This window comes from Streptomyces sp. NBC_00234, assembly GCF_036195325.1.
Classification (GTDB): domain Bacteria; phylum Actinomycetota; class Actinomycetes; order Streptomycetales; family Streptomycetaceae; genus Streptomyces.
The window spans coordinates 7,797,904-7,820,793 of sequence record NZ_CP108101.1; the positions used below are offsets into that span (position 1 = coordinate 7,797,904).

The window sequence follows — 22,890 nt, forward strand, 5'->3', positions numbered from 1 at the left end:
GATCAAGGCTGTCAGTTGCGGATCTCGGCGTTCGGATGGGGCTGGGACTGGAGTCGTTCGCGGAGGTCGATCTCCTCGCAGTGAGCGGGCGTCGAACCTGCGGACATCCCGCCGAAGGCAGAGGGGCCGACTGATGGCTCCGTCGGGTCGCCCCGGGCCAGCGGCCCGCATTGTGAACACCACGGTGACTGGCGGCGCCGGTCCGCGCTGCGGGTGAGCGCGGACCGGCTGGGGTGGCGACGGTCTGCCGTCGCCGGGTTGGGTGCGTCCGAGCCGTTCAGTGGCCGGGGGTCGGGCTGTCGGCGGGTGCGGTCTTGGGCAGGAGGCCGAGGAAGGGCAGGCAGATGACGGTGACGGTCATGACGGTGATGATGGCGAGGGTCATGGCGTGGTCGGGGGCCCCGCCGTGGAGGTAGACGGTGGTGACGGTGGCGGAGCCCAGCGCGGTGGCGAGTTGCTGGACGGCGGTGAGGGTGCCGCTCGCACTGCCTGCTTCGGCGGGGTCGGTGTTGCCGATGGTGATGTCGAAGAGGGTGCCGAAGCAGGCGCCCATGCCGATGCCGGCCAGGACGCTGGCGGGTGCCAGGGCGAGCAGGGTGACGTCGGTGCCGCTGGTGACCACCAGGGCCAGGAGCCAGCCGGCGCCGGCGAGGGTGACCAGCATGCCCGCGAGGATGAGGAGGCGGCCCAGCTTCTTGGTCAGGGCCATGCCCGCGCCGGCGCCGGCGATGATGCCGAGGGTCAGCGGAAGCATGCCCACGGCCGCGCTGCCGGGGCTGGCGCCCAGGGCCTGCTGGATGAACAGGGAGATGACGAAGGCCAGCCCGTTGGTGACGGCGAAGAACATCAGCCCGACCAGCAGCCCTGAGGTGAAGCCCTTGTTGCGGAACAGCGAGGGCGCGATGAGCGGCGCAGCGGCGGTCCGCTGACGGCGCGCGAACAGCAGCAGGAACACCACGCCGACGGCCAGGGCCGCGATGGAGAGGATGCTCCAGTCGGACTCGGAGCCCTCGATCAACCCGAACATCGTCCCGAACATGGCCAGGGCGAGGATGCCCGCGCCGACCCCGTCCACGGTGACGGCCGGGTCGGCGTTGTCGCGGGGCAGTATCCGGGCGGCCAGGACGACGCCGATGGTGCCCAGGAGCAGGTTGACCAGGAAGATTGGCCGCCAGGACAGCCCGGCGAAGTCGGCGTCGATGGCGAACCCGGCCAGAACCGGGCCACCGATCGTGGCGATGCCCAGCAGCGGCCCGAACAGGTTGAACGACGTACGTCGCATGTCGGGCGTGAAGTGGCGGGTGATGATCGCCATGCCCTGGGGGATGAGGAGCGCGCCGAAGGCGCCCTGCAGGATCCGGGCGGAGATCATTACGCCGGATCCGCCGGCCAGTCCGCAGGCCGCTGAGGCGAGGGTGAAGCCGCTCATGCCGATCAGGAAGAGGCGGCGCTGTCCGTAGCGGTCGCCGAGGCGTCCGCCGATGACGAGCAGGACGCCCATGGCCAGGGCGTAGGACGCGCCGAGCCATTTGATCAGGCCGTCGCCGCCGCCGATGTCGTCCGCGATCGTGGGCGCCGCGATGTTGGTGACGGTCGCGTCGATCATGTCGAGCGCGTCGGCGAGCAGGACCAGGAGCAGGACGGCCCACATCGCGAGCTTGCCGAGCCGTGCCGCTCCTGTCGGAGGCCCGGTTTCCGTGGTGATGGTCATGACGGCCTCCAAGAGTGAACAGCATCGGATTTCCTACTCAGACTGAAACACAACTATGACTAAAACTGCAACGAGTAGTGTTTTGAAGTTTGTGGTGCTACATTTCAGTCATGGCGACCACTGGAGCCGCGCCTGGCAGGCGCGAACGCAAGAAGGCGGCAACCCGCAAGGCCCTGGCCGACGCGGCCCTGGAGCTCTTCCTGGAGCACGGCTACGAGAAAGTGACGATCGCTCAGATCGCCGAGGCCGCGGACACCGCGACCACGACCCTGTTCGCGCACTTCCCGGCGGGCAAGGAAGCCCTGATCCTCGACGACAGCGGGGAGCGGGAAGCGGCCCTGGTCAACGCAGTCCGCAACCGGCCCGAAGGCAGCTCGGCCCTGGACGCCCTGCACGCCTTCTTCGCCGGCCGGGCCCCCTTCGCCGACGAACGCGACCTGCCCGAGCGCTACCGGCGCGCGTCAAAACTGATCATGGACACTCCCGCGCTGTGGGCCTACGCACGTCAGGTCTGGGTGGCCTGTCAGGAGCCGCTCGCCCGCCTGCTCGCGGAGGCCGCCGGCCAGAGCGAGCCCGACGAATCCCACCGCCTCCTGGCCCGCTACGTGCTGGAGACCCCCGACCTGGCATCGAGCCGCCCCGACCGCAAGGCCGCCCTCGCCGAGGCGTTCCGCCGCCTCCACCTGGGCTGGCCCGAACTCTGATACCGCCCCCGCCCCCGCCGCCCACGGGCCCCACCGGCGACCCCCTGCAAGGAGCCCCCGTGGCCTGGAACGTTCACACGCCCCCGCGCGCCGACGGCACCACCGTGCTGGTGACCGGCGGCAACGCCGGCATCGGCTACTTCATCGCCGAGCAGCTCGCCACCGCCGGAGCAACCGTCATCATCGGCAGCCGCAGCCCGGCGAAAGCCGCCGCCGCCGTGGAAGCCATCACCGCCCGCGTCAGCGGGTCCCATGTGCAGCACATACCCCTGGACCTGGCCGACCTCGCCTCCCTGAGCGCGTCCGTCAGCCAGCTGGACACCGACGCCTTGGACGCTGTCGTCCTCAACGCGGGCATCGCACTGGACGAACCGCCCCGCAAGCAGAACCGCCGCGGCCACGAACTCATGTTCGCCACCAACCACCTCGGCCACTTCGCCCTGGTGCACTGGCTGGCCCCTTGGCTGGAGGCGGCTCCGGCAGCCCGGATCGTCACCATGGGCAGCTTCGCCGCCCGCTCCGAGCGCCTCGACCTCGACGACCTGCAGTCCGTACGCGACTACGACCCCAAGCGCACCTACGGCCGCTCCAAACTCGCCCAGATGACCTTCGCCTTCGAACTCGACCGCCAGCTGCGCGCCGCGGGCAGCACCTGCATGAGCGTGATCGCCCACCCCGGCGGCGCCTTGGACGCCCTCACCCCGCCCCGCCCCGGCATCCACCAGCGCTCCGGACCCCGACAACTCCTGGCCCTCCCCGCGAAAGTCCTTCTCCAGGGCAAGGACGCCGGCGCCTGGCCCGCCGTCCGAGCCACCCTCGACCCAGACGTCCAAGGCGGCCAGCTGTGGGGCCCCAGCAGGCTCGGCCTCAGCGGCAAACCCCACCTCGAAACACCCCACCCCCACATGACCGACCAGCCCACCGGCCAAGCCCTCTGGGCAGCGAGCACCCAACTGACCCGCGTGGACCCCTTCACACACTGACGCTCCACAGCAGCGGTCCTCGGTGGCGCAGGTGACAGTGGCCTGCCGTTGCTGCGGGTCGGCTCCTCGGCGAATTTCCCGTACGCCTCGGCCTGCTCATCAGTCAGTGTGATCGTCGGTGACGGCAGCTGACGGCGTGCACTGGATCAGCGGCGACCTCGCTGATCCAGTGCATGGACCGTGCAGTCGTCGTCGAGGAAGCCCCTCAGTCGATACAGAACTCGTTGCCCTCGATGTCCTGCATCGGGATGCACGCATCGTTGCCGTCATACAGCGTTCGTACGTGCACGGCGCCGAGCGGGACCAGCCGTGCGCATTCGGCCTCAAGTGCGGCGAGACGCTCTTCACCCACGAGTCCGGTGCCGACCCGCACGTCAAGATGCAGCCGGTTCTTGGCAGCCTTCCCCTCGGGGACGCGCTGGAAGTACAGTCGCGGGCCCACACCTGAGGGATCACTGCAGGCGAACCAGGAATCCCGCTGCTCAGCCGGCTGCGAGTCCTTGAAGTCGTCCCACGTGGCAAACCCCTCCGGTGGCGCCGGTACGACGTACCCCAACACCTCGCACCAGAAACGAGCGAGGCGCTCCGGTTCTGCGCAGTCAAAGGTGACTTGGAACTGCTTGATCGATGCCATCAATCCTCCGTAACGCGTGCTGTTCACCGAATCCTTACGGCGGGCCAACTCGCCCCGTGCTATCCCTTGACGCGCTCTTCGACGAACTGGGACACGCGAGTGAACCTGATCAACTCGGCGTCATCCAGCGCACCGCTGCGCCCCACCAGCACACCCAGTGCGACAAGGCGGAAGATCAGCGCCCGCAAGAGCATCTGAGCCCCCTCGGCGCCGGGGAGCGCCGAGTCCACCAGGTGGTGTCCAGCTCGGTAATAGAGCAGACCATCGGCCACCACGATCGCGTCCGCATAGGCGACCGGTCGCCAGTACGGCGAGAAGTCGATGATCGCGGGGGCATGACGAGGCGCGAACAGAACGTTCCCCGTCAGGTCGCCGTGAATGAGCTGCGCAGGCGCGTCCACGGGCTCGCGGAGTGCGTGCAGCCTGGTGAGCAACCCATGGATCTGCACCGGTACTTCCGCGGTTGCTTCGCCCCAGGCGACTCGATCGGCCACCGCCCACGGATGCTGGTGCACGTCCAGTCGATCAGGCCGCGGTACGTCCCGCAGAGCCTCGTGAAAGGCTCTCCCGGCAGCCAACAGGGAATCCCATCGGCCGACGGGCCCCGGTTCGCCCGTCAGGAATCGGGTCGCCGCCCACCCCTCGACGACGAATCCGCCACGTGCGGAACGCAGATAACGCGGGACACGGAAGCCGCGCCCACCCTGCAGACCATCCATCAGCCTCGCGGTCCACTCCACGTCGGCACGGTCACCGGCCGGCTTCAGCACCGCGTCGCCCACTCGGACACTCTGCCCCTGGCCTCCTTCCAGCGGCTCGGGCCTTCCAGTGACCTGGAACGCCTTCAGCACGGACGACGGCGGCAGGGCTGTCTCAGTCGCGGGAGTCACACCACGCATCCTTCACGACCGACGCCGCTTCACGCACCCGCGTTTCAGGAGACCGGCTCGGCGCCACCGACCAAGGAAGCCGGTCCAGAGCCGGACTGTCGACAGCGTCCGGCGTCCACATGCCGAAGACGGTCCCGGGGGCAGACATGACGAAGCTCCTGGCGGTCGGCGGGTGACCTTGGTCGTCACCCCGTCCGCCAGGAGCTTCATCGCTGCGTACCGCTTGGGCGCCTCACGTGGGAGGCGGCCCCGTGGGTGAGCCGTCTCCCGAGGTGGGCAGGATCAGCAGGGGAAGGTGCCGCTGTAGAGGGCGTGTCCGTAGGAGGAGCTTCCCGAGCCGAAGCCGTAGATGCCGTCCTCGCTCCAGACCGCTTCGCGCGAGCCGTTGACGCAGGTCGAGGCCGGCGCGAGCGCGAAGCCCTCCAGGTTGTCGGTCGGCATGACGGCCGGGTTCGTGTAGGTCACGTCCGGCACGATCGCACCGGAGGCGTCGACCTTCATGAACGTGTGTGTCTCACCGCAGGTGTTGTCGCAGGTCGCGACGAGACGCTGGGTGCCCGCGTCGAAGGTCACGTCCATCACGGATGCCTTGCCGGTCGCGATCGGGCCGAAGGTGGTGAACGTGCCGTCGGAGTTCAGACCGTAGACGTGCAGCGAGCCGTCCCACTCCAGGCCGGCGAAGAACAGGCCCGACCCGTGCAGCGGGTAGTTCGCCGGGTTGTAGGCGGCGCCGGTGAGCGGGTCGACCCAGCCGTTCGCGGTCAGCCAGCTGTCCGGCACGTACCCGACACCCTCGAAACCGAGGTTGGCGTCGTCCTTGCTGCCGGTGTCGAGCTGCGGAAACTGCGAGGTCATGTCCCACTGGTGAACCGGCGTCAGCGTCGATCCGGACGCCGACGGGTCGAACGCCAGGACCGTGTCCTTGGGCGCCGTGTTCTTGGTGTTGTCGCGCTCGGAGGTCACGTAGACGTGGCCGTTGGCGCCGACCGTCAGACCCTCGGAGTCCGGCTCGCCCGAGCCTCCCGCGAAGCGGATCTGCTTGCCGGTCGCGCTCCAGGTCGCGTCCGGGATCCACTTGCCGTTGCTCTTGACCAGCTTGTACAGCCAGTTCTTGTTCTTGGCGGCCCACAGCACCGACGGGTTCGCCGGGTCGAACGCCAGGCCGCTCAGGTCCCGGCCTTCCGCGCCGGTGGACGTGGTGAACGCGCAGACGTTGTCCGCGATCGTGACGTCCAGCCCGCCCGGCCACGCCGGCGTGCCCGCCGGGGTGGAACCCGTGCCGCTGGGCGCCTCGGGGGCGCAGCCGCTGGTGAGTGAGCCGCCGCCGCCCAGCAGTTGGCCGGGCTGGGTGCCGCCACCGCCGGTGCCGCCCGAGCAGGAGTTCGCGCTGCCGAGCGTCGCGGTCGTGGCGGTCCGGAACCAGCCGCTGCCGTTGGCGCAGCGCTCGTCCGACGGCTTGGCGCCGTCGGTCGCCCAGCTCACCGAGTCGATGGTGGTGCCGCTGCTGTCGACGAGGAAGACCGAGTCGTTGTCACCCAGTCCGATGGTGGAGTTGAACGTGGCGTAGCCACCCGCGGGGATGCTGGTCGCGCTCGGCGAGGAGGACGAGATCGACACCGGAGAATGGGAGGTGTCGCTGTCGACGTACTTCCACGCCCCGACGCTGACCGCGCTCGTTCCGCCGTTGTACAGCTCCACGGTGTCGGAGCCGTCCGAGGTGACCTCGTTGATCCGTACCCGGCTCGCCGCAGGGACCGACGACGGGCAGCCCGAGGCGTTCGAGGCGCCGAACGTGGACGCCGAGGTCGCGGTCACCCACGTACCGGTGCCGTCGCCGCCGCAACGCGCCATCGCCGGCTTCGCCTTGGCGGTCGCCCACTCGACGCGGTCGACCACCGTGCCGCTGGAGGTGTGGAGCACCAGCTTGTCCGCATCACCGAGCCCCTTGGGCGAGTTGAAGGTGACGAAGCCGCCGGCCGGGATCGTGCTGGAGGACGGGCTGAACGACTGCTGCGAGAAGCTGTCATCGGACATCTTCCAGCCGCTGATGCTCACTGCGGTCGAGCCGGCGTTGTACAGCTCCACCGTGTCGTTGTTCGACGACGTGACTTCGTTGATGCGGATGTTCGGGTAACCGGCGGGGTCCGCGGCAGCCGCAGGCTGAGCGGCCACCAACCCTGTGATGAGCAATCCTGAAAGCGTCAAAGCCGCGGCGCATACAGAGGCGACGCCGGCACGCGAGTGTGAGGTAGGCACGAGGTGACACTCTGGTGACGCGATCTTGAAACGGCGTGTACGCCGGCTGAACGCCGGCAATTGACCACCGGAACGCCACACGCACGCATCATGCCGATCCGGCCACCACGGCCTCCACGTCGGGGTACTTCGTCTGCGCCGGCTTCACTCTCGGCCGTACGTCGAGAGCGACCGCGGTGTCGTGGGAGGCAATCTGTGCGTCATCACTGCGAACACGGTGCCTTCTGGGACGGACGGCCCCATGGCCGGCGCTGGGCCATGCGGAGAGTGCCAGGTCCCACGCGCCTCTGCTGCCGGGCAAGGGGCCCGATCGGGACGGGCGGAACCGACAGCCGTGGCAGCCCGTGGGGAAGGGTGGTTTCCTGAAGGTGAGGAAGGACGCGGGGCGGCGCCGCCGCCAGGCCGTGCATCATGCAATCCGGATCCGCGCGCAGCACGAGTTCCTCGCCCTGCGTGCCCGCCCGCAGCCCCGAGCGACGCGGCCCGGCGTCCGGACTCCGAGCGCCACCGGTGGGCCCTGCCCGCCCCGCCCGTGATCCGCCACCGGGTGCGCGAGCGTGGGATCGACCCACGTCACACCCCGGAAGGCGGTGGCCACTGTGGAGAGGCCCCTGGTGGTAGGAGTCGACGGTTCCGACGCCAGCCTCACGGCGGCGGACTGGGCCGTCGACGAAGCGGTACGGCACGGACAGCCGCTGCGCATCGTCCACGCCTCGCTGTGGGAACGGTACGAAGGTGCCGTGCCGACCCGGACCGCCGACCGGCCTTCGGAGCAGGTGTTCGCCGAGAACATCGTCGGCGCGGTCGCGGAACGGGCCCTGCGCCGTGCACCCGGGCTCACCGTCACGACAGCGGTCCTCGCCGAGGACGCGCCGAGTGCTCTGCTCGACGAGGGACGGCAGGCCGCGTCCCTCGTCGTCGGATCTCGGGGCCGGGGAGCGCTTGCCGGCCTTCTGCTGGGATCTGTCGGGCTCGTCGTCGCGGCCCGGTCCCACTGCCCGGTGGTCGTCGTACGCGGGGACCGGCAGGCCCTGGAAGCGCGCCACGAGCGGGTGCTGGTGGGAATCGGCGACCACGACGTCGACGCTCCGGCCGTGCGCTTCGCCTTTCGCGAAGCGGCGGCCCGGCATGCGGAACTGGACGTCGTCCGCGCCTGGCGACCGGCTCCCGAGCCTGCCGATCACCCGCTCCAGAGCGGTGGCGCGCGGCAGTCCTTCGAGGAGCGGGCGTTCGAAGCGCTCGACAAGGCGCTGGAGTCGGCCGTCCGTGACCACCCCCGGGTACACCTCCGCACGAGCGTGGTCGAAGGACCCGCGCACAAGGTCCTCGTGGAGCGATCGGCCGCCGCCGACCTGCTGGTGGTCGGGGCGAGACGGCGCGACGGCGTCATCGGTCTGGAACTGGGACGGGTCGCCCACCGCTCCCTGCATCACGCCTCCTGCCCGGTCGCCGTCGTGCCCCAGCACCACCAAGTGCCCACTGATGGAGACCGGTGATGAACACAGCCGCTGCGAAGCACCCCAGAAGCGACATCGGCCGCCGTGTCGCCGCCCGCCGCAGACAACTCGGTCTGTCCCGCGAGGAGGTGGCCGCACGCGCCGGTTCCGCGCCCGGCTACATCGAATACCTGGAGGAGCAACTACCCGCCCCCGGAATCGAGTTCCTGGTCCGGCTCGCCAATGCACTGGAGACGACCATCCAGGACCTCACCGGTTCGTCCGTCGACCTGCCGACCGGAGGAACCCGGGCCGGATACCACGCGCGGATGGACGAACTCGACGTGCGGGAGTGCTGGGCGCTGCTCGACGACCACGGCATCGGGCGGGTCGCCGTCGTCACCGAGGACGGGCCCGCGGTCTTTCCCGTGAATTACCAGGTCGTCGAGACGGAACTCCTGTTCATGACCGCCGAGGACTCGTCACTCGCCGGAATGTCCGGCGCGGAGATCGCGTTCGAGGCGGACCACATGGACGAGGCATTCAGCCAGGGCTGGAGCGTGCTCCTCGTCGGCCCCGTGCGCACCGTGTCCGACAGGGCCACCGCAGCGCGACTCACGGACGCCGCGTACTCGACACCCTGGGCGGGAGAGGGGCGCGACACGGTCATGGTGCTCTCCCCACGGCGCGTGACGGGGCGGCGGATTCTGGTGCGCGGCGCCCCCGGCGTGGAATCCGCCCGCGAGTTGTGATGAACAGCCTGTCGGTGCTGATCAGCGCAGCCCCGCTTCTCCGTGATCGGCCCAGGCGATGCGCGGCATCCGGGCTCGCGCCGATGACCGGGGCCGGATTCCCCGGCCGCGCCCCACACCGTCGCCAGGACGCCTCACACGAGCGGGACGACAGCGACCGGAGCGGGGCTGTGGTGGATCACCGCGTGCGCCACGTGGCCGAGATGCGGGCCGACCGGGACCTTGCGCCCCCGGCGCCCCACGATCACCAGCTCGGCGCTCCGAGAAGCCTCGACGAGCTGGAACGCGCCGGAGCCCACGACCGCCTTCGCGACGACCTCGACGCCCGGGTACGTCTTCCGCCACGGCTTCAGCAGATCGTCCAGGCGAGCCGTGACCTCGCTGCCGAGTTCCGCACCGATCTCCGGGTCCACCATGGCCGCGTATCCGTACGAGGCAGGCAGTGTCCAACTGTGCAGGAAACACAGGGGCAGGCCGCTGCGAGCCGCCTCCTCGAACGCAAAGGAGAGCAGCGGTTCGCACGGGTGGTAGATGTCGACGCCCACCACGATCCCACTGTGGGGCGGGTGCACCCGTTCCGTCTCCGCCCGAACGAGGACGACGGGCCGGTGCGCCGCTCCGGCGACCGCGAGCGACACCGAGCCGATGACGTAGCCGAGGATCCCTCCGAGCCCCCGCGAGCCGAGCACCAGCAGGTCCGCTTCGTTCGCGGCGGCGGCCAGCTCCTCGGCTGCGAGGCCCCGTGTCTGTTCGGTGACCACCTCGAGGTCGGGATGCTCCTTCCGCGCGCGCTCCACTGCGTCCCGCAGGATGCCCTCGGCCTGATCGGCCGACGTGCGCGCATACGCCGTCGGCACCTCCGGCGTGCTCGGCCACTCCTCCACGTGGATCAGGCGGAGCGGCACTTCACGCCGCACGGCTTCCCGCCCTGCCCAACCGGCAGCGGCGAAGCTCTCCTGCGAACCGTCCAGACCGACGGTGACCTGGGCTGTCATGGCACGCCTCCCTCTGTTCCTGCGCTGTCGTCGATGTCTTCAGGGTCCCGTCCGGCAGTCGCAGGGAGGAGGGCCGGACAGGACTCGATCGGGACCGAGTGGCCCATCCCCAAGGGGGCCGCCGCGATGCAGCGTGAGAGGTGTCGCCCTTGGGGACGCACGTCCGAACCCCGGGATCCACTCCGGAGGAGGAGCCATGACCAGCGCGATCCCCGCCAGACCGGAGCTCGGCCACGTCGTCGTCGGGGTCGATGGATCGCCGTCCGCCAGGACGGCCGCCCTATGGGCCGCGGCGGAGGCGGACCGCCGGGGCCGCCCCCTGCACATCGTCCACGCCGCCGACACCGACCGGCGTTCCCTGTTCGCCGGCGTCGAGACGATCCAGGAGGTACGTGAAGCGGGCCGCGACCTGCTGGCCGAGACGGCGAACGCGGTCCAGGAGCGTTATCCGGGTCTTGCCGTCACGAGGGAGCTGAGCAGTCTGGAGGCGGTCTCCGGCCTTCAGGCCGCCGCGGGGATCCGGAGCACGATGGTGGTGGGGAGTAGGGGACACGGCGGGTTCACCGCCCTCATGCTCGGTTCGGTCGGGCTCGGTGTGGCGACACGGGCCAAGGTGCCCGTGGTCGTCGTGCGAGGTGAAGGCGAGCCCGCTCCGGTGCCGGCCTCCGTGACCGCAGCGGTGGACGGCGCCTCGGACCTCGGCTGGCTGCTCATCGCCGCCGCGGAGGCCGATGCCGGCAAGGCGGCGCTGCGACTGGTGAGCGTCTGGAACGTGTTCACGCACATCGGCAGTGTCGCGACCATGCTCGACGACCTTGGTGAGCTGGCACGAAAGCGTGTGCACGAGGTCGCCGCTCTCGCCGATCACGTGCGTGAGGTCTACCCCGACCTGGTCGTCAGCCACCACGTCGAGACGGGCACGAGCACGCCCGGCATCCTGGTCGAGGCCAGTGCACACACCGACCTGCTCGTGATGGGCAGAGAACGCCGCATGCTGGGCGTCGGCCCGTCCCTGGGGCGCGTCGCCCACACCCTGCTCCACCACGCCCACTGTCCGGTGGAGGTCGTCCCGCCCGACTTCGCCACCCGGGACGAGGAGACGTGAGAGTCGAACGGCACGTGGCCCAGGCGGAGGCGGCGCTCGAGAGCGGTGCCGGACAAGAGGAGGAGTTGCCATGAACCCGAAGTCGCCACGCCGTAATGCGAGGGACGTCGATCCGTCGGTCCCGCCGGAGCGTCGGGAGGCCACGGGAGACGTGCTGCCCACGCGGACCCGGACGCTCCGGCTTGCTGCGGACATGACGAAGGCGTACCCCAAACGCCCGGTCCACACGATTCGGGTGTCCGCGCTCTTCCTCTGACTGCGGTGACCCGTCGATCGTCCTGCCGGCTCCAGCGAGCGGGGTAGCGGGCGCGCTGCGTGAGCTGCTCGGCAGGGCCCGCCGGACGGCCCCGGTGGGACGTGACGCGACATGGGCCGACCGGTCCCCCCGGGTGCCCGTTCGGCCTTCCTCGACATCCCCCTTGGGCACTGTGCCGGGCGAGGGCTCGGACGGAAGAGTGGGATACGGAGCCGGGGCCGGCTCCGTAAGCCGAATCCGGAACCAGGTTTCGCGGCCCCGCGGTCGGGTGCGCCCCGTACGCGCATACCGTCCGGCCGCCCCGTTCTGTACCGACAAGGGCCCGAGTGACGGTTCGGACCCGCACCAGGAGCAGACGATGACTCGAAACAAGGCGGAACGCAGGCACAGTCACTTCCCCGACTTCAACGAGTGGTTCAGTCGTGGGTTTCCCGGGCTGCCCGGGTGGCGGCCCGCCACGGCTGCCCACTCCATTCCGATCGAGATGACCAGTGGGGACGGCCTGTACGTCCTGCGCGCCGAACTGCCGGGAATGGACCCGGCCGACTACATCGGCGTCACGGTCGAGGACGACCTCGTCACCGTGACCGGAGAGCACCGCGAAAGCAAGGAGGACAAGGAACACTCCGAGTTCCGCTACGGCCTGTTCCGCAGGACCGTGCGCCTCCCTGTTACGGTCCCCGCCCACGGCGGCGACGCCTCGTACGCGCACGGCATTCTCACCGTTCGCATTCCGATGCCCGACGAGCAGATCCGGGCTCGACGAACCATCCCCGTGAAGCGAGCCGACACGGCCGATGACGGAGGGAAGCCATGAACGCCAAGCGAGTCCTGGTCACCTACGGCAGCAAGCACGGGGCCACCGTGGGAATCGCCGACGAAATCGCAAGGACGCTCCAGATCGAGGGTTTCGACGCAGTCGTCCTTCCGGCCGACAGCGTCACTGATGTCAGCGGATACGACGGAGTCGTCCTCGGTGGGGCTCTCTACGCGGGCCGATGGAACGGCAAGGCGCGCCGATGCGCCCGACGCAATGCCGAGCAGCTGCGCCACCGGCCTGTCTGGCTGTTCAGCAGCGGGCCCGTGGACAGCTCGGCCGAGCAGGGCGAGATCCCGCCGGTACCCGGTGTCGCCCGGCGGATGGCGTCCCTGGGCGCGAGGGAGCACGCCACTTTCGGCGGTGCCGTGACCGCACAGACGCCCGGCCCGATCGCGCGTGCCCTGGTCCGGCACGGCAAGGGAGGGGACTTCCGCAATCCGGAACGCGTCCGGGCATGGGCGCACCACATCGGAACCGAACTCGCCGCCGCCGACTGAACGGGGAAGCCGCTGGGCCTTGGACCAGTCCCTGGAGGTGCGACAGACATGATCCACCACAACGCGCCGGGCCGTGGGCCCACCCCGTCCGAGAGGCCCACCGCGCGCACCGCCCTGTTCGTCGTCACGGCGATCGCTGTGATCTGTGCTGCCGTGGCAGCCGGGATGCTGTGGAAGGCGGGTGCCGAGGCCGACCGCGAGTTCGCCGCCCACCACCACCGGGTGACGGCTACCACCACCGAGCGGGCCGTGGGACGGCCGCTGGACTCCGGGTACGGAACGCAGCCGGACTCCCTCGCGTCCGCGGTGTGGGAGTACCCGGACAACGTCCGGCGGTCCGGGACCATTGATGTCCCTTCCCGGACGCCCGAGGGCCGTGCCGTGACGATCTGGGTGGACGACACCGGCGGTCCCTCCCGTGCACCGGGAGGGACCGCCGAGCGCGCGCTCGCCTCGGTATTCGGAGGCGGCGTGGCGGCGGGTGTCGTGGGGGCTTCAGGAGCCGCGGCCGTCGCCCTCGTACGACGGCGTTCCCAGTCCCGTGGTCTCGCGGCCTGGGAACGCGAGTGGGAAGTGGTGGAGCCAGTCTGGTCCGGCCGGACCCACCGGGGAAGGAGTCCAGGGGGAGACGAAGGCGATGGCTGACCATGCCGGGAGGTCGGGCACCGCATGCGCCGCGCGTACCGACCACGCGGCGCTGCGCGACGTCGGAGGAGTGATCCCTCAGGGGCGGTCCCCGGGTGACTGCCGTCCGGCTCGCATCCGTGCCTCGATCTTGTGCCGGACGACGGTGGTCAGGACCGACAGACGCGTCGAGACCGCCGGCACCGGGGCCACCGGATTCTCGATGCGTCGGGCCGTCTCCGGGAGCTGTGCGAGGTCGGCCTCGAAGCGGGCGCGGGCGGCGTCCAGGGTGTCGGGCGGTTCCGTGCGGAGCCCGCCGAGCATCACGGTCCGCAGCAACGGTTCCGTGCCCTCGGGCGGTTGCTCGTTCGCCATGCCGATGAGGTCCCGGAGACCGGGCCTGCGGAAGACCTGTTTCGGAGCCGGTGCCGTGGCCTTTCCCGACGAGAGCTTCATGACCGGGGTTCCGTCGTACTCGACCAGCTTGTACGCCGCGTCGAGATACGGGGCGTCGGCGGCCACGCCGACCTTCGTGCCCACGGCGAAGACGTCGATGGGTGCACCGTCCCGTACGAGCGTGGTGACGGCGTACTCGTCGAGTCCTCCGCTCGCGATGATCCGGACGTCCCGCAGCCCGGCGGTGTCCAGGGCGGTACGGGCTCGGTGAGCGAGGGTGCCCAGGTCGCCGCTGTCGAGGCGGATCGCGCATCCCGGGCCGCGCCGGAGGTCCGCGAGAACGCGTGCGGCCGTGTCGACCCCGTGGTCGGTGTCATAGGTGTCGACCAGGAAGGTGACGGGGCCCGGGTGGGCGCGTGCGAAGGCCCGGAAGGCGTCCTCCTCGGAGGGGAAGGTCTCGATGTACGAATGGGCCATGGTGCCCGAGGCGGGGATTCCGTACCGGCTGGCGGCGGCGACGTTGCTGGTGCCGGCGAAGCCGACCAGCGCGCAGAGCCGCGCCGCCTGCATGCCGGCATCGGGCCCGTGGCTACGGCGGAGCGAGAAGTCCACCAGGGGCCGTCCGTCGGCGGCGATCACACAGCGTGCCGCCTTGGCGGCCACCGTCGTCTGGTGACAGAGGAGCGAGATCAGGTACGTCTCCACGAGCTGGGCCTGGGGGAGCGGTGCGGTGACTTCCAGCAGGGGCTCACCGGCGAAGACGAGCCGCCCCTCGGGAACGGCGCGGACCTGGCCGTCGAAGGTCAGGCCGCGCAGCGGTTCGAGGTCCTTTACGGGACGCCCCAGCACCTCGGCGAACTCCTGGGCATCCGTTCTTCCCACCTGGAAACGGGCGAGGTAGTCGAGGGCGGGTTCGAGACCTGCAGCCACAAGAAATCCCCGGCCCGAGGGAAGGCCGCGGACGAAGAGGCTGAAGGTGGCCGGTGCCCGCATGTTCTCCCGCAGGTACGAGAGCGCCATCGTGACCTCGTACAGGTCCGTGGTGGTCACCTGGGACATGCTTCAAGCATGCGCGGCCGTCCGGGGCTCCGCATGGGGGAAGGGACGTGTCATGGCTCCGCGCGCCCCGGGGAGGTGAGCTCGCACCGGACGTCCACGACGCCTTCGACCGCACGCGCGAGGCGTGCCGCGAGCGGGATGCGCGCGCTGTCCCGTACCTCGCCGGAGAGGGTCACGACCCCGGCGTGGACGTGAACGCGGACCTTCCTGTCGGAGAGCGGGAGCAGGTGCTCCACCACGTCGCGTCGCACCTCGGCCGCGAGATCGTCGTCCGGGCGGAGGAACACCTTGAGCAGGTCGCCCCTGCTCACGATCCCCTGGATGGTCCCGTTCGCGTCGACGACGGGCAGCCGCTTGACCCGATGGGCGGCCATGAGGCGGGCTGCCCGGGGCAGGGAGGCGTCGGGAGTGACGGTGACCGCCGGTGAGGTCATGAGGTCCTGCGCGCACCGGGAGCCGGCCTTCGCCGTGTCGTCGAGATGCCGCATCTGTTCGACGAGTCCGAGGCGGTGGTCGTGGAACTCCTCCTTGAGGAGCAGATCGGCCTCCGAGACCACTCCGACGACCTGCCCTTCCCCCTCGACGACCGGTACGCCGGTCACCTTCCACCGCTCCATGGCGGCGACGATCTCCTTGAACTCGGCGCCGGGCAGGACGGCGACGACCTTCTTGGTCATCACGTCGGCGACGGTGAACGGCTGTGTGGCGTGGGCGAGGTCAGGGGCTGCGTCGGACACGGCTCGACCTTCCTGTGTAAAAGGCATAGGGCCCCTTCAGAGGCGCTCAGACGAAGGAGAGCACCTCGGAAACAGGGCGGCGGGGTGTGGCCCGGCCCGCGGGGCCGTATCCCAGGCGGATCACCATCTGGACGAAGCCCATGGCGGAAACCGGATCACGGGCCATCGAGCGCAGGTCGGGCCACTCGAGTGGCTGCGACATCAGGGAGGTGGAGAGGCCGTCGAGAGTGGCCCGGAGCAACACCCGCTGCAATGCCTGGCCCGCCTTCAGCCAGTCCTCCGGGGCGTCGTCGGCTGTGCCGAGCAGCGCGATCTGGGGCCTTCTCTCGAAGACGGCCGAGACACGGTCGGACGTGTGGCGATGGGAGTCGAAGTCGCGTACCGGGGAGGTCACGTCGTACTGCCGGGGGCCGAAGGCGTATGAGGGAATGCCCTCGGTCTCGGCGCTCTCCTCGCCCGCGCCGGTGCGTGTCCAGGTGGCGATCTCCTTGCGCACCGCCTCGTTCGCGGCCTCCAGTATCTCGGAGTCGTGGAAGAGATCCAGGAGGGTTTCGGTGTGCGAGGTTCCCGGAACGACCAGCCGGCAGCCCTCCAGCAGGGCCGCCGCGCACAGTTCGTCGGTCACCTCGGAGGGGATCCGTTCCTCGGAGAAGGGGAAGCGGCTGGTGTGCCGCAGCCTCAGAGCGGGATGGAGGGACTCAAGGCCGTCGTCCTGCCTGTCGGTCGGGCGCGGCAGTACGTCGGCCAGATGCCAGGGGTCGTCAGGGTCGGGCAACAGCCGGGTATCGGCAGGCAGTCCGCGGTGGGCGGCAGCGACCCGAAGGTTGAACAGAGCGGCGCCGCAGCCGAGATGGAGGGCGCGATGATCGGGATCCTCGTACGGCATGGTGCGGTCGGGGTCCCCGTACAACTCGATGGTGTCAGCGCCCGTCCGGTGGACGAACTTCCAGGGCTGCGCGTTGTGCATGGAGGGTGCGGTGGCGGCGTCCTCGACAAGTGATGTCACGAACTGCCGGGGCATTTCGGTGGTGGACACGGTGCGTCCCGTCTGCGAGGGGTTACCAGGGCTTGTCGTCGCGAGCGGTTCGGGCCGGGGGCGCGGGGTACGAGTCGTCCACGCGCGCGGACAGCCGGTCCACGACGGCGACGACGCCGTCGACCTGCTCGGTGAACTTGAGGACCATCGGGACCTGACTCTGTCGGGGCAGACGGCCCCTGAGGGTCACCACCCCGTCCAGGACGTGCACGCCCACGGCGTCTCCGGGCAGGTCCATCGTGTCCATCAGGACGTCCTCCCTCACCCTGCGCCGTATCTCCGCGTCCGAGCGCAGGAAGACATAGAGGAGATCGCGCCGGGTCACGATCCCGATCAGCCGCTCCTCCTCGTCGACCACGGGGAGTCGCTCCACACCGAGACGCACCATCAGCCTGGCAGCGTCCGCGACCGTCTGTTCGGCGTGCACCGTGACCGCCGGTGTGGTCATGAGGTCACCGGCGGTGAGTGCCCTACGGGCCAGGAGATCGCTTTCGGAGACGACGCCGAGAACCCGGTCTTCCTCGTCAAGGACGGGCACTCCACTGATGTCGTGTGCGGCCAGGAGCTTCGCCACGTTCCTGAAGGATGTCGAAGGGACCGCCGAGACCACTTCGTCCGTCATCAGGCGGCCGACCTCGGTCTGTTTCATCGCCGTGCCTCCTCGTCGAAGGTCCGGGTGCTCTCGCCACCACGGTCCCTCGCGCCCTCCTGACCTGCGAGGGGCCGAACGGTCCATGGCCGGGGCCGAACGGGCCCGTGGTCTCCGGCCTCCTCTGCTGCGGGACCTTTTGTGCGGCGGTCGTGCGGGCGGCGGCGGAATGGGGCCGGCGGGTCGGAGGCATGCACCTCGTACGCGCGACGGCATCGCGAGCCACTCTCCGATCATCTCCCAGGACGGCGTCGCCCGCTTCGGGCGAACCGGCCATGACAGCCTCGGCCACGGGAAAGGCCGCGGATGCACGTTCGTACGAACAGGGCGAAGGTGAAGGTATGAGTGAATCACTCGTACCTCCTGAGGAGACGCCTCAGTGTGAAGGCTCCACTGCCGAGGCCCACGAAGAGCGTGCTGACGGCGGAGTGTGGGAGCACCCGGGCATCTGGTTGTGGCTGATCGTCGCCGGCGCCGTGGTCGTCGCCGCCTTCTTCGTCGGGCGCATGATCTTTCTGTGATCGCCTGCGGAGCGGTCCGCCGGTCGGAGCGTCGCGCTCCCGACGGGTCGCGAAACGGACCGGCCAGAAGCCGGAAACGGCCACCTCGATGATCTCCGCCCTCGGTACGGCGTCGTAGGCGCTGCGAGCCCTTGCGGTCATCCATCGGATCCACCGGCGCACGTCCCGCGAACCCGGCCTCCGGGAGCGGAAAGCCGGCGGGCGGGTACGTCTGCCTTCTGCCTGCATCCGTGGACCGTGGGACCACGGAAGAAGGAGCATGCTGCTCACGTCGCACCCCATCGGACGAAGAGCGCTCCATCCATCCGCACCGGCGAGCTCGAAACGGAGGCGAGGGCTGATGGAGATCAACGGTGCCCGCGTTCTCGTCGTGGGAGCCTCCGGCGTCATCGGCGGCTTGCTGGCTGAAGGGCTGACGCACCGGGGGGCGACTGTGGCGTTGGCGGGCCGCGACCGTGCGCGCCTGATGGAGGCCGCACGACGGTGCGGCAGTGCTCACGTGCGTACCTTCGACGCCTGCGACGGGGATGCCTGCGCGGGGCTGCCCAAGTGGGCCGCCGACGAGCTGGGTGGTCTGGATGCCGTCGTGGCCGCTATGGGAGTGGTTGCCTTCGGCAGGGCCGAGGACGTCGACGATGCGGTGGCTGAGTATCTGATGACGGTCAACGCCCTGGCTCCGGCCGGAATCGTACGCGCGGCGCTTCCCCTGCTGGGCGAAGGAGGCGCGGTGGTCGCCGTCACGGGGGTGGTGGCCGAGCACCCTCAGGCCGGCATGGCCGACTACGGCGCAGCGAAGGCCGCCCTGGCCGCCTGGCTCGGAGCGCTGCGAAGGGAGAACCGCCGCGGGCCCGTCGTGTTGGAGGCCAGACTGGCGCACCTGGACACCGGGTTCGCCGACCGTCCGGTTATGGGCAGTGCTCCGGCCCTGCCGCCGGGAGGCGATCTCGGTCGCGCCGTGGCCACGGTCCTCGAGGCGATCGCCTCGGGCGCCGCGCTCGTGCGCCCGGGGCCCGAGGGGTCCTTGGTCATGGAGCCGCGGATTCGGTGACACCTTCGTGAGCCGGCAGGCGGTAGTGGCGGGAGGCCGCGACGGCGCAGCCCCGATTTGCGCGTTCTGCCCGTATGTTGTTCGTTCGTGATGGTTGTGCCGTGAGGGGAGGGGATGCGTCGCCATGAGGGAGTCCGACGTGATCATCGTCGGTGCGGGGGCAGCCGGTCTGTCGCTCGCCCACCACCTGACGATCCCGGACCCCGTGCTGACCGGCACGGACGCGCTCGGTGGCAGGGAAGCACCCCGGGTGACCCTTGTCGAGGCCCCCGAGGGCCCACTGCGCTCCCCTGAGCGCACCTGGTGCTTCTGGGAGGACGGACGCGGCGAATTCGAGGACGCCGTGGTCCGGTCGTGGGAGCGGCTCAGGGTGCGGGGGCCGGACGGGACGGTCTGGGAGAGCCGGCCGCACCCGTGGCGGTACAAGATGATCCGGTCGAAGGGCTTCGAGGCGCTCGTCGATGCCCGGCTCGCGGCTTCCCCCCTGGTGAACCGGGTGACAGCCACCGTCGATGTCGTCCGCAACGTGGACGACGGAGTGCATGTGCTCGCCACCGCGCCGGACGGCAGGCGGTTGAACCTCGGTGCCCGGTGGGCGTACGACTCGCGACCGCTGCGGCGTCTGCCGCCGGCGCGGACGACCCTGTTGCAGCACTTCCGTGGCTGGTTCGTCCGGACGGGCGCCCGGCATCGGCCGTTCGACGTGGACGTGGCCTGCCTGATGGACTTCCGTACGCCGCAGCCCGCCCACGGTCTCTCGTTCGGGTATCTGCTCCCTCTGGGGCCGGACCGGGCCCTGGTCGAATACACGGAGTTCTCCGCGGCTCCGCTGTCCACCAAGGCGTATGAGGCTGCCCTCCACCACTACACCGGCAGTGTGCTGGGACTGGGTCCGCTCGACGTGTACGCCACCGAACAGGGCGTCATCCCGATGACCGACGCACGGTTTCCCCGGAAGATCGGTGACCGGGTGTTCCGGATCGGCACCGCGGGAGGAGCGACCAGGCCCGCCACCGGGTACACCTTCGCCGCAGTGCAGCGCCAGAGCCGAGGGATCGCCGCCGCCTATCGGTCCGGTGCCGTCCCCGAGCCGCCGCCGCCGCACTCCGTGCGTTCGCGTGCCATGGACGCGGTCATGCTGCGCGCACTGGACTCGGGCCGGGTCGACGGCGCCGACTTCTTCGCCGGCCTCTTCGGACGAGTGCCCATGGAGCGGCTGCTGCGATTCCTCGACGGTCGTACGAGTGTCCGCGAGGATCTCACGATCGGGTTCCGGACCCCCGTGCTGCCCATGCTGCGCAGCGTTGCGGATCTGGCGTTCCGGGGGCTTCGCGAGGCTCCACGCTGACCTCTGACCCTCCGCCGTATGACGGTATGTCACCCCAGACGACAGGGAACGGTGCTGATGACACTTCTGCGTGACGGCCAGCTTGCTGCCGCCTTCGACCACGCTGCACGCCACTACGACCAATTGGTGGCGGTGAACCCCGGCTACCATTCCCATCTCAGACGTTCCGCCCGCCGCCTCGCCCTGAGGAACGCCGGAGCCGGCTTGCGGGTGCTGGATCTGGGCTGTGGCACGGGGGCCTCCACGGCGGCCCTGCTGCGTTGGGCGCCGAAGGCCGAGATCACGGCGATCGACGCGTCCGCAGGCATGTTGGAGCAGGCGCGAGCAAAACACTGGCCGCCCAACGTCCGCTTTCTGCACCTCCCCGTGGAGGAACTGGCCGCGGCGGGGTTCGGGAACCGGTTCGACGCGGCCTTCGCCGCGTACCTCTTCCGGAACGTGTCCGATCCCGATGCCGTCCTCCGCGCCGTACTGGGCCTGCTCGCGCCGGGCGGACGCCTCGCCGTCCACGAATACACCCTCGGCGCCTCGCCCGTGAACCGACTTCTGTGGTCGGCCGTGTGCCGAATGGTGATCATGCCCGCCGGCGCGGTTACCGGTGACCGGGAGCTGTACCGTCACCTGTTCGACAGCGTGTTGGCCTTCGATACGGTCGAGTCGTTCACCGGGAGGCTGCGGCAGGCGGGGTACGAGAATGTCCGTACGGCGCCGATGCCGGGCTGGCAGACGGGGATCGTCCACACGGTGGTGGCCCGTGCGCCTCGGCCTGCGGCCCCAGGACCTGAAACGCACGCCGCCTCCCTGCGTGCGGAAGCCGTGGACGAGGCGGGCGACGAATGACCTCGCGGATCACTCCCCGCCGGGGGAGAGACAGGAAGGCCGAGGTCCTGTACCCGGCCCCCGGCCGTGCACGTTTCACGGGTGGCGCCCCGCGGGTCGCCGTGATCGGCGGCGGAATCGCGGGCCTCGCTGCTGCGACCGGCCTGGCCGAGCGCGGTACACACGTAACCCTGTACGAGCGCGAACCCACGCTCGGAGGCCGGCTGGCCGGCTGGCCGGTGGAACTGGCCGACGGCTCGCGGGCCACCATGAGCCGCGGTTTCCACGCCTTCTTCCGGCAGTACTACAACCTGCGGGGCCTGCTGCGGCGCGCCGACAGCGGCCTCGGCATGCTCACCCCCGTGCCGGACTACCCGCTCCAGCACAGCGCGGGCCTGCGCGACAGTTTCGCCAAGGTCCCCCGTACGCCTCCGTGGAGTGCCATCGGATTTGCCGCACTCAGCCCCACTTTCCGTCCGCGCGACCTGGCCCGGATGGATCCGCTGGCAGCACTTCCTCTCCTGGACGTCCGAGTGCCCGAGGTGTACGAACAGCTCGACTCGATCAGCGCCCACGACTTCCTCGCCGGCATTCGCTTCCCCGAAGCTGCCCACCATCTCGCTTTCGAGGTCTTCTCCCGCAGCTTCTTCGCTGATCCCCGTGCGTTGTCTGCGGCGGAGCTGGTCCTGATGTTCCACATCTACTTCTTGGGATCAAGCGAGGGCTTGCTCTTCGATGTGCCCAACGAGCCCTTCCCGCAGGCCCTGTGGAAACCGCTGGCCGACTATCTGGAGGGACACGGCGTTCGCCTGTGCACCGCGATGCCCGTCGAGACAGTGACCCCCCACGCCTCGGGCGGACAACTGGTCACTGCCGGCGGCCGGACCGAACACTTCGACGCAACGGTCCTTGCCCTCGATACTTCCGGCCTCTGCGGCCTCGTTGCCGCGTCGCCCCAGCTGGCCGACGCACCGTGGCGCGACAGAATCTCCCTGCTGCGCACCGCACCGCCCTTCCTGGTCTCCCGACTCTGGCTGGATCGACCGGTGGACCCGAAGCGAGCGGGGTTCCTCGGCACGAGTGGGTACGCTTCGCTGGACAATGTCAGCGTCCTGGAACGCTGGGAGGGCGAGGCGGCACGCTGGGCAGCCCGTTCAGGGGGCTCGGTGGTGGAACTGCACGCTTACGCGGTGGAACCGGACGCCGACCGTGCTTCCGAACAGGATCGGCTGCTGGACCAGTTGCACTCCGTGTACCCGGAGACCGGGGACGCGAAGATCGTCGATACCCGGCACGAGTGGCGCGCCGACTGCCCGTTGTTCCCGGTGGGGGCGTACGGAAGCCGCCCGGGGGTGCGCACCCCGGACCGAACGCTGGTCCTCGCAGGCGACCTGGTCCGGACGGACCTGCCCGTCGCGCTGATGGAACGGGCAGCTACCAGCGGTTTCCTCGCCGCGAACGTGCTACTCGAACAGTGGGGCGTGCGTGGTCAGGTGCTCTGGACAGTGCCGAGGAGCGGCCGGTCCAGGACCATGAGGTTGCTTGCCGCCCTGGCCACCGACCGGCGGTGACCGCTTGGGCCGGCCGCTCTGGCCTCATCCGGTCCGGTCCCGT

Annotated in this window: 22 protein-coding genes; 13 read left to right on the top strand and 9 right to left on the bottom strand. The window is 70.0% G+C overall.

From position 1 onward, the window contains the following. Window positions 1-277: 277 nt before the first annotated feature. On the bottom strand, window positions 278-1,711 hold the full coding sequence (locus tag OG230_RS34155; RefSeq protein WP_328907634.1) for an MFS transporter: 1,434 nt from the start codon (window positions 1,709-1,711) through the stop codon (window positions 278-280). A 110-nt stretch (window positions 1,712-1,821) separates the two neighbouring features. Here OG230_RS34155 and OG230_RS34160 point away from each other — a divergent pair, with 110 nt between their 5' ends. Together OG230_RS34160 and OG230_RS34165 are read left to right on the top strand one after the other, a co-directional pair. Next, window positions 1,822-2,415, top strand: a complete 594-nt coding sequence (locus OG230_RS34160) for a TetR/AcrR family transcriptional regulator (protein ID WP_328907635.1) — start codon at window positions 1,822-1,824, stop codon at window positions 2,413-2,415. 44 nt (window positions 2,416-2,459) lie between these two features. Next, a complete protein-coding gene (locus OG230_RS34165; protein ID WP_328911621.1) occupies window positions 2,460-3,398 on the top strand; it encodes an SDR family NAD(P)-dependent oxidoreductase in 939 nt (312 codons plus the stop codon). A gap of 205 nt (window positions 3,399-3,603) precedes the next feature. On the opposite strand, the gene OG230_RS34170 is transcribed toward OG230_RS34165, so the two are convergent. The 3 genes from OG230_RS34170 to OG230_RS34180 all read right to left on the bottom strand — a co-directional run bounded on the left by OG230_RS34170 (window position 3,604) and on the right by OG230_RS34180 (window position 7,094). Next, the gene (locus tag OG230_RS34170) at window positions 3,604-4,032 is read right to left on the bottom strand and encodes a VOC family protein (RefSeq protein WP_328907636.1); all 429 of its coding nucleotides are present in this window, start codon (window positions 4,030-4,032) and stop codon (window positions 3,604-3,606) included. Between the two features lie 59 nt (window positions 4,033-4,091). Beyond that, the gene (locus tag OG230_RS34175; RefSeq protein WP_328907637.1) at window positions 4,092-4,814 is read right to left on the bottom strand and encodes an aminoglycoside phosphotransferase; all 723 of its coding nucleotides are present in this window, start codon (window positions 4,812-4,814) and stop codon (window positions 4,092-4,094) included. A gap of 390 nt (window positions 4,815-5,204) precedes the next feature. Beyond that, window positions 5,205-7,094: a lamin tail domain-containing protein gene (locus OG230_RS34180; RefSeq protein ID WP_328907638.1), complete on the bottom strand. Its 1,890-nt coding sequence runs from the start codon at window positions 7,092-7,094 to the stop codon at window positions 5,205-5,207. Window positions 7,095-7,735: 641 nt separating this feature from the next. Here OG230_RS34180 and OG230_RS34185 point away from each other — a divergent pair. Next, window positions 7,736-8,674, top strand: coding sequence for a universal stress protein (locus OG230_RS34185; RefSeq protein WP_328907639.1), 939 nt, complete (start codon window positions 7,736-7,738; stop codon window positions 8,672-8,674). Then, window positions 8,674-9,366, top strand: coding sequence for a helix-turn-helix domain-containing protein (locus OG230_RS34190; protein WP_328907640.1), 693 nt, complete (start codon window positions 8,674-8,676; stop codon window positions 9,364-9,366). Before OG230_RS34185 ends, OG230_RS34190 begins: the two co-directional genes overlap by 1 nt. Before the next feature lie 134 nt (window positions 9,367-9,500). Here OG230_RS34190 and OG230_RS34195 read toward each other — a convergent pair whose 3' ends face one another. Then, the gene (locus OG230_RS34195; protein ID WP_328907641.1) at window positions 9,501-10,361 is read right to left on the bottom strand and encodes a universal stress protein; all 861 of its coding nucleotides are present in this window, start codon (window positions 10,359-10,361) and stop codon (window positions 9,501-9,503) included. 196 nt (window positions 10,362-10,557) lie between these two features. On the opposite strand from OG230_RS34195, the gene OG230_RS34200 reads away from it, so the two are divergent. The 4 genes from OG230_RS34200 to OG230_RS34215 all read left to right on the top strand — a co-directional run bounded on the left by OG230_RS34200 (window position 10,558) and on the right by OG230_RS34215 (window position 13,684). Beyond that, window positions 10,558-11,466: a universal stress protein gene (locus OG230_RS34200; RefSeq protein ID WP_328907642.1), complete on the top strand. Its 909-nt coding sequence runs from the start codon at window positions 10,558-10,560 to the stop codon at window positions 11,464-11,466. A gap of 614 nt (window positions 11,467-12,080) precedes the next feature. Beyond that, window positions 12,081-12,539 carry an Hsp20/alpha crystallin family protein gene (locus tag OG230_RS34205; protein ID WP_328907643.1) on the top strand — a complete coding sequence of 153 codons (459 nt, stop codon included), beginning with the start codon at window positions 12,081-12,083 and terminating at the stop codon, window positions 12,537-12,539. Next, window positions 12,536-13,039 carry a flavodoxin domain-containing protein gene (locus OG230_RS34210; protein WP_328907644.1) on the top strand — a complete coding sequence of 168 codons (504 nt, stop codon included), beginning with the start codon at window positions 12,536-12,538 and terminating at the stop codon, window positions 13,037-13,039. The genes OG230_RS34205 and OG230_RS34210 overlap by 4 nt, the downstream gene beginning before the upstream one ends. 48 nt (window positions 13,040-13,087) lie before the next feature. Further along, complete coding sequence (locus OG230_RS34215) at window positions 13,088-13,684, top strand: Rv1733c family protein (RefSeq protein WP_328907645.1); 597 nt, start codon at window positions 13,088-13,090, stop codon at window positions 13,682-13,684. A gap of 78 nt (window positions 13,685-13,762) precedes the next feature. On the opposite strand, the gene OG230_RS34220 is transcribed toward OG230_RS34215, so the two are convergent. The 4 genes from OG230_RS34220 to OG230_RS34235 form a co-directional block, all read right to left on the bottom strand. Beyond that, window positions 13,763-15,118, bottom strand: a complete 1,356-nt coding sequence (locus tag OG230_RS34220) for a nicotinate phosphoribosyltransferase (RefSeq protein ID WP_328907646.1) — start codon at window positions 15,116-15,118, stop codon at window positions 13,763-13,765. A 50-nt stretch (window positions 15,119-15,168) separates the two neighbouring features. Then, a complete protein-coding gene (locus OG230_RS34225; RefSeq protein ID WP_328911622.1) occupies window positions 15,169-15,795 on the bottom strand; it encodes a CBS domain-containing protein in 627 nt (208 codons plus the stop codon). Between the two features lie 106 nt (window positions 15,796-15,901). Further along, window positions 15,902-16,876, bottom strand: a complete 975-nt coding sequence (locus tag OG230_RS34230; protein ID WP_443051617.1) for an Acg family FMN-binding oxidoreductase — start codon at window positions 16,874-16,876, stop codon at window positions 15,902-15,904. 37 nt (window positions 16,877-16,913) lie between these two features. Then, a complete protein-coding gene (locus OG230_RS34235) occupies window positions 16,914-17,540 on the bottom strand; it encodes a CBS domain-containing protein (protein WP_328907648.1) in 627 nt (208 codons plus the stop codon). A gap of 341 nt (window positions 17,541-17,881) precedes the next feature. Here OG230_RS34235 and OG230_RS34240 point away from each other — a divergent pair, with 341 nt between their 5' ends. The 5 genes from OG230_RS34240 (at window position 17,882) to OG230_RS34260 (ending at window position 22,847) form a co-directional block, all read left to right on the top strand. Then, window positions 17,882-18,061, top strand: a complete 180-nt coding sequence (locus OG230_RS34240; protein ID WP_328907649.1) for a DUF6480 family protein — start codon at window positions 17,882-17,884, stop codon at window positions 18,059-18,061. 340 nt (window positions 18,062-18,401) lie between these two features. Then, window positions 18,402-19,109 carry an SDR family NAD(P)-dependent oxidoreductase gene (locus OG230_RS34245; protein WP_328907650.1) on the top strand — a complete coding sequence of 236 codons (708 nt, stop codon included), beginning with the start codon at window positions 18,402-18,404 and terminating at the stop codon, window positions 19,107-19,109. A 124-nt stretch (window positions 19,110-19,233) separates the two neighbouring features. After that, the gene (locus tag OG230_RS34250; protein WP_328907651.1) at window positions 19,234-20,457 is read left to right on the top strand and encodes a lycopene cyclase family protein; all 1,224 of its coding nucleotides are present in this window, start codon (window positions 19,234-19,236) and stop codon (window positions 20,455-20,457) included. 57 nt (window positions 20,458-20,514) lie between these two features. After that, a complete protein-coding gene (locus OG230_RS34255) occupies window positions 20,515-21,297 on the top strand; it encodes a class I SAM-dependent methyltransferase (RefSeq protein ID WP_328907652.1) in 783 nt (260 codons plus the stop codon). After that, on the top strand, window positions 21,294-22,847 hold the full coding sequence (locus tag OG230_RS34260) for an FAD-dependent oxidoreductase (RefSeq protein WP_328907653.1): 1,554 nt from the start codon (window positions 21,294-21,296) through the stop codon (window positions 22,845-22,847). The genes OG230_RS34255 and OG230_RS34260 overlap by 4 nt, the downstream gene beginning before the upstream one ends. Window positions 22,848-22,890: the final 43 nt, after the last annotated feature.

Coding starts and splice junctions, on each gene's coding strand:
- OG230_RS34190 (WP_328907640.1), top strand. CDS start 8,674: ATGAACACAGCCGCTGCGAAGCACCCCAGAAGCGACATCGGCCGCCGT.
- OG230_RS34235 (WP_328907648.1), bottom strand. CDS start 17,540: ATGAAACAGACCGAGGTCGGCCGCCTGATGACGGACGAAGTGGTCTCG.
- OG230_RS34170 (WP_328907636.1), bottom strand. CDS start 4,032: ATGGCATCGATCAAGCAGTTCCAAGTCACCTTTGACTGCGCAGAACCG.
- OG230_RS34250 (WP_328907651.1), top strand. CDS start 19,234: ATGAGGGAGTCCGACGTGATCATCGTCGGTGCGGGGGCAGCCGGTCTG.
- OG230_RS34245 (WP_328907650.1), top strand. CDS start 18,402: ATGGAGATCAACGGTGCCCGCGTTCTCGTCGTGGGAGCCTCCGGCGTC.
- OG230_RS34255 (WP_328907652.1), top strand. CDS start 20,515: ATGACACTTCTGCGTGACGGCCAGCTTGCTGCCGCCTTCGACCACGCT.
- OG230_RS34220 (WP_328907646.1), bottom strand. CDS start 15,118: ATGTCCCAGGTGACCACCACGGACCTGTACGAGGTCACGATGGCGCTC.
- OG230_RS34155 (WP_328907634.1), bottom strand. CDS start 1,711: ATGACCATCACCACGGAAACCGGGCCTCCGACAGGAGCGGCACGGCTC.
- OG230_RS34160 (WP_328907635.1), top strand. CDS start 1,822: ATGGCGACCACTGGAGCCGCGCCTGGCAGGCGCGAACGCAAGAAGGCG.
- OG230_RS34240 (WP_328907649.1), top strand. CDS start 17,882: ATGAGTGAATCACTCGTACCTCCTGAGGAGACGCCTCAGTGTGAAGGC.
- OG230_RS34210 (WP_328907644.1), top strand. CDS start 12,536: ATGAACGCCAAGCGAGTCCTGGTCACCTACGGCAGCAAGCACGGGGCC.
- OG230_RS34205 (WP_328907643.1), top strand. CDS start 12,081: ATGACTCGAAACAAGGCGGAACGCAGGCACAGTCACTTCCCCGACTTC.
- OG230_RS34230 (WP_443051617.1), bottom strand. CDS start 16,876: ATGCCCCGGCAGTTCGTGACATCACTTGTCGAGGACGCCGCCACCGCA.
- OG230_RS34225 (WP_328911622.1), bottom strand. CDS start 15,795: ATGACCAAGAAGGTCGTCGCCGTCCTGCCCGGCGCCGAGTTCAAGGAG.
- OG230_RS34215 (WP_328907645.1), top strand. CDS start 13,088: ATGATCCACCACAACGCGCCGGGCCGTGGGCCCACCCCGTCCGAGAGG.
- OG230_RS34195 (WP_328907641.1), bottom strand. CDS start 10,361: ATGACAGCCCAGGTCACCGTCGGTCTGGACGGTTCGCAGGAGAGCTTC.
- OG230_RS34200 (WP_328907642.1), top strand. CDS start 10,558: ATGACCAGCGCGATCCCCGCCAGACCGGAGCTCGGCCACGTCGTCGTC.
- OG230_RS34260 (WP_328907653.1), top strand. CDS start 21,294: ATGACCTCGCGGATCACTCCCCGCCGGGGGAGAGACAGGAAGGCCGAG.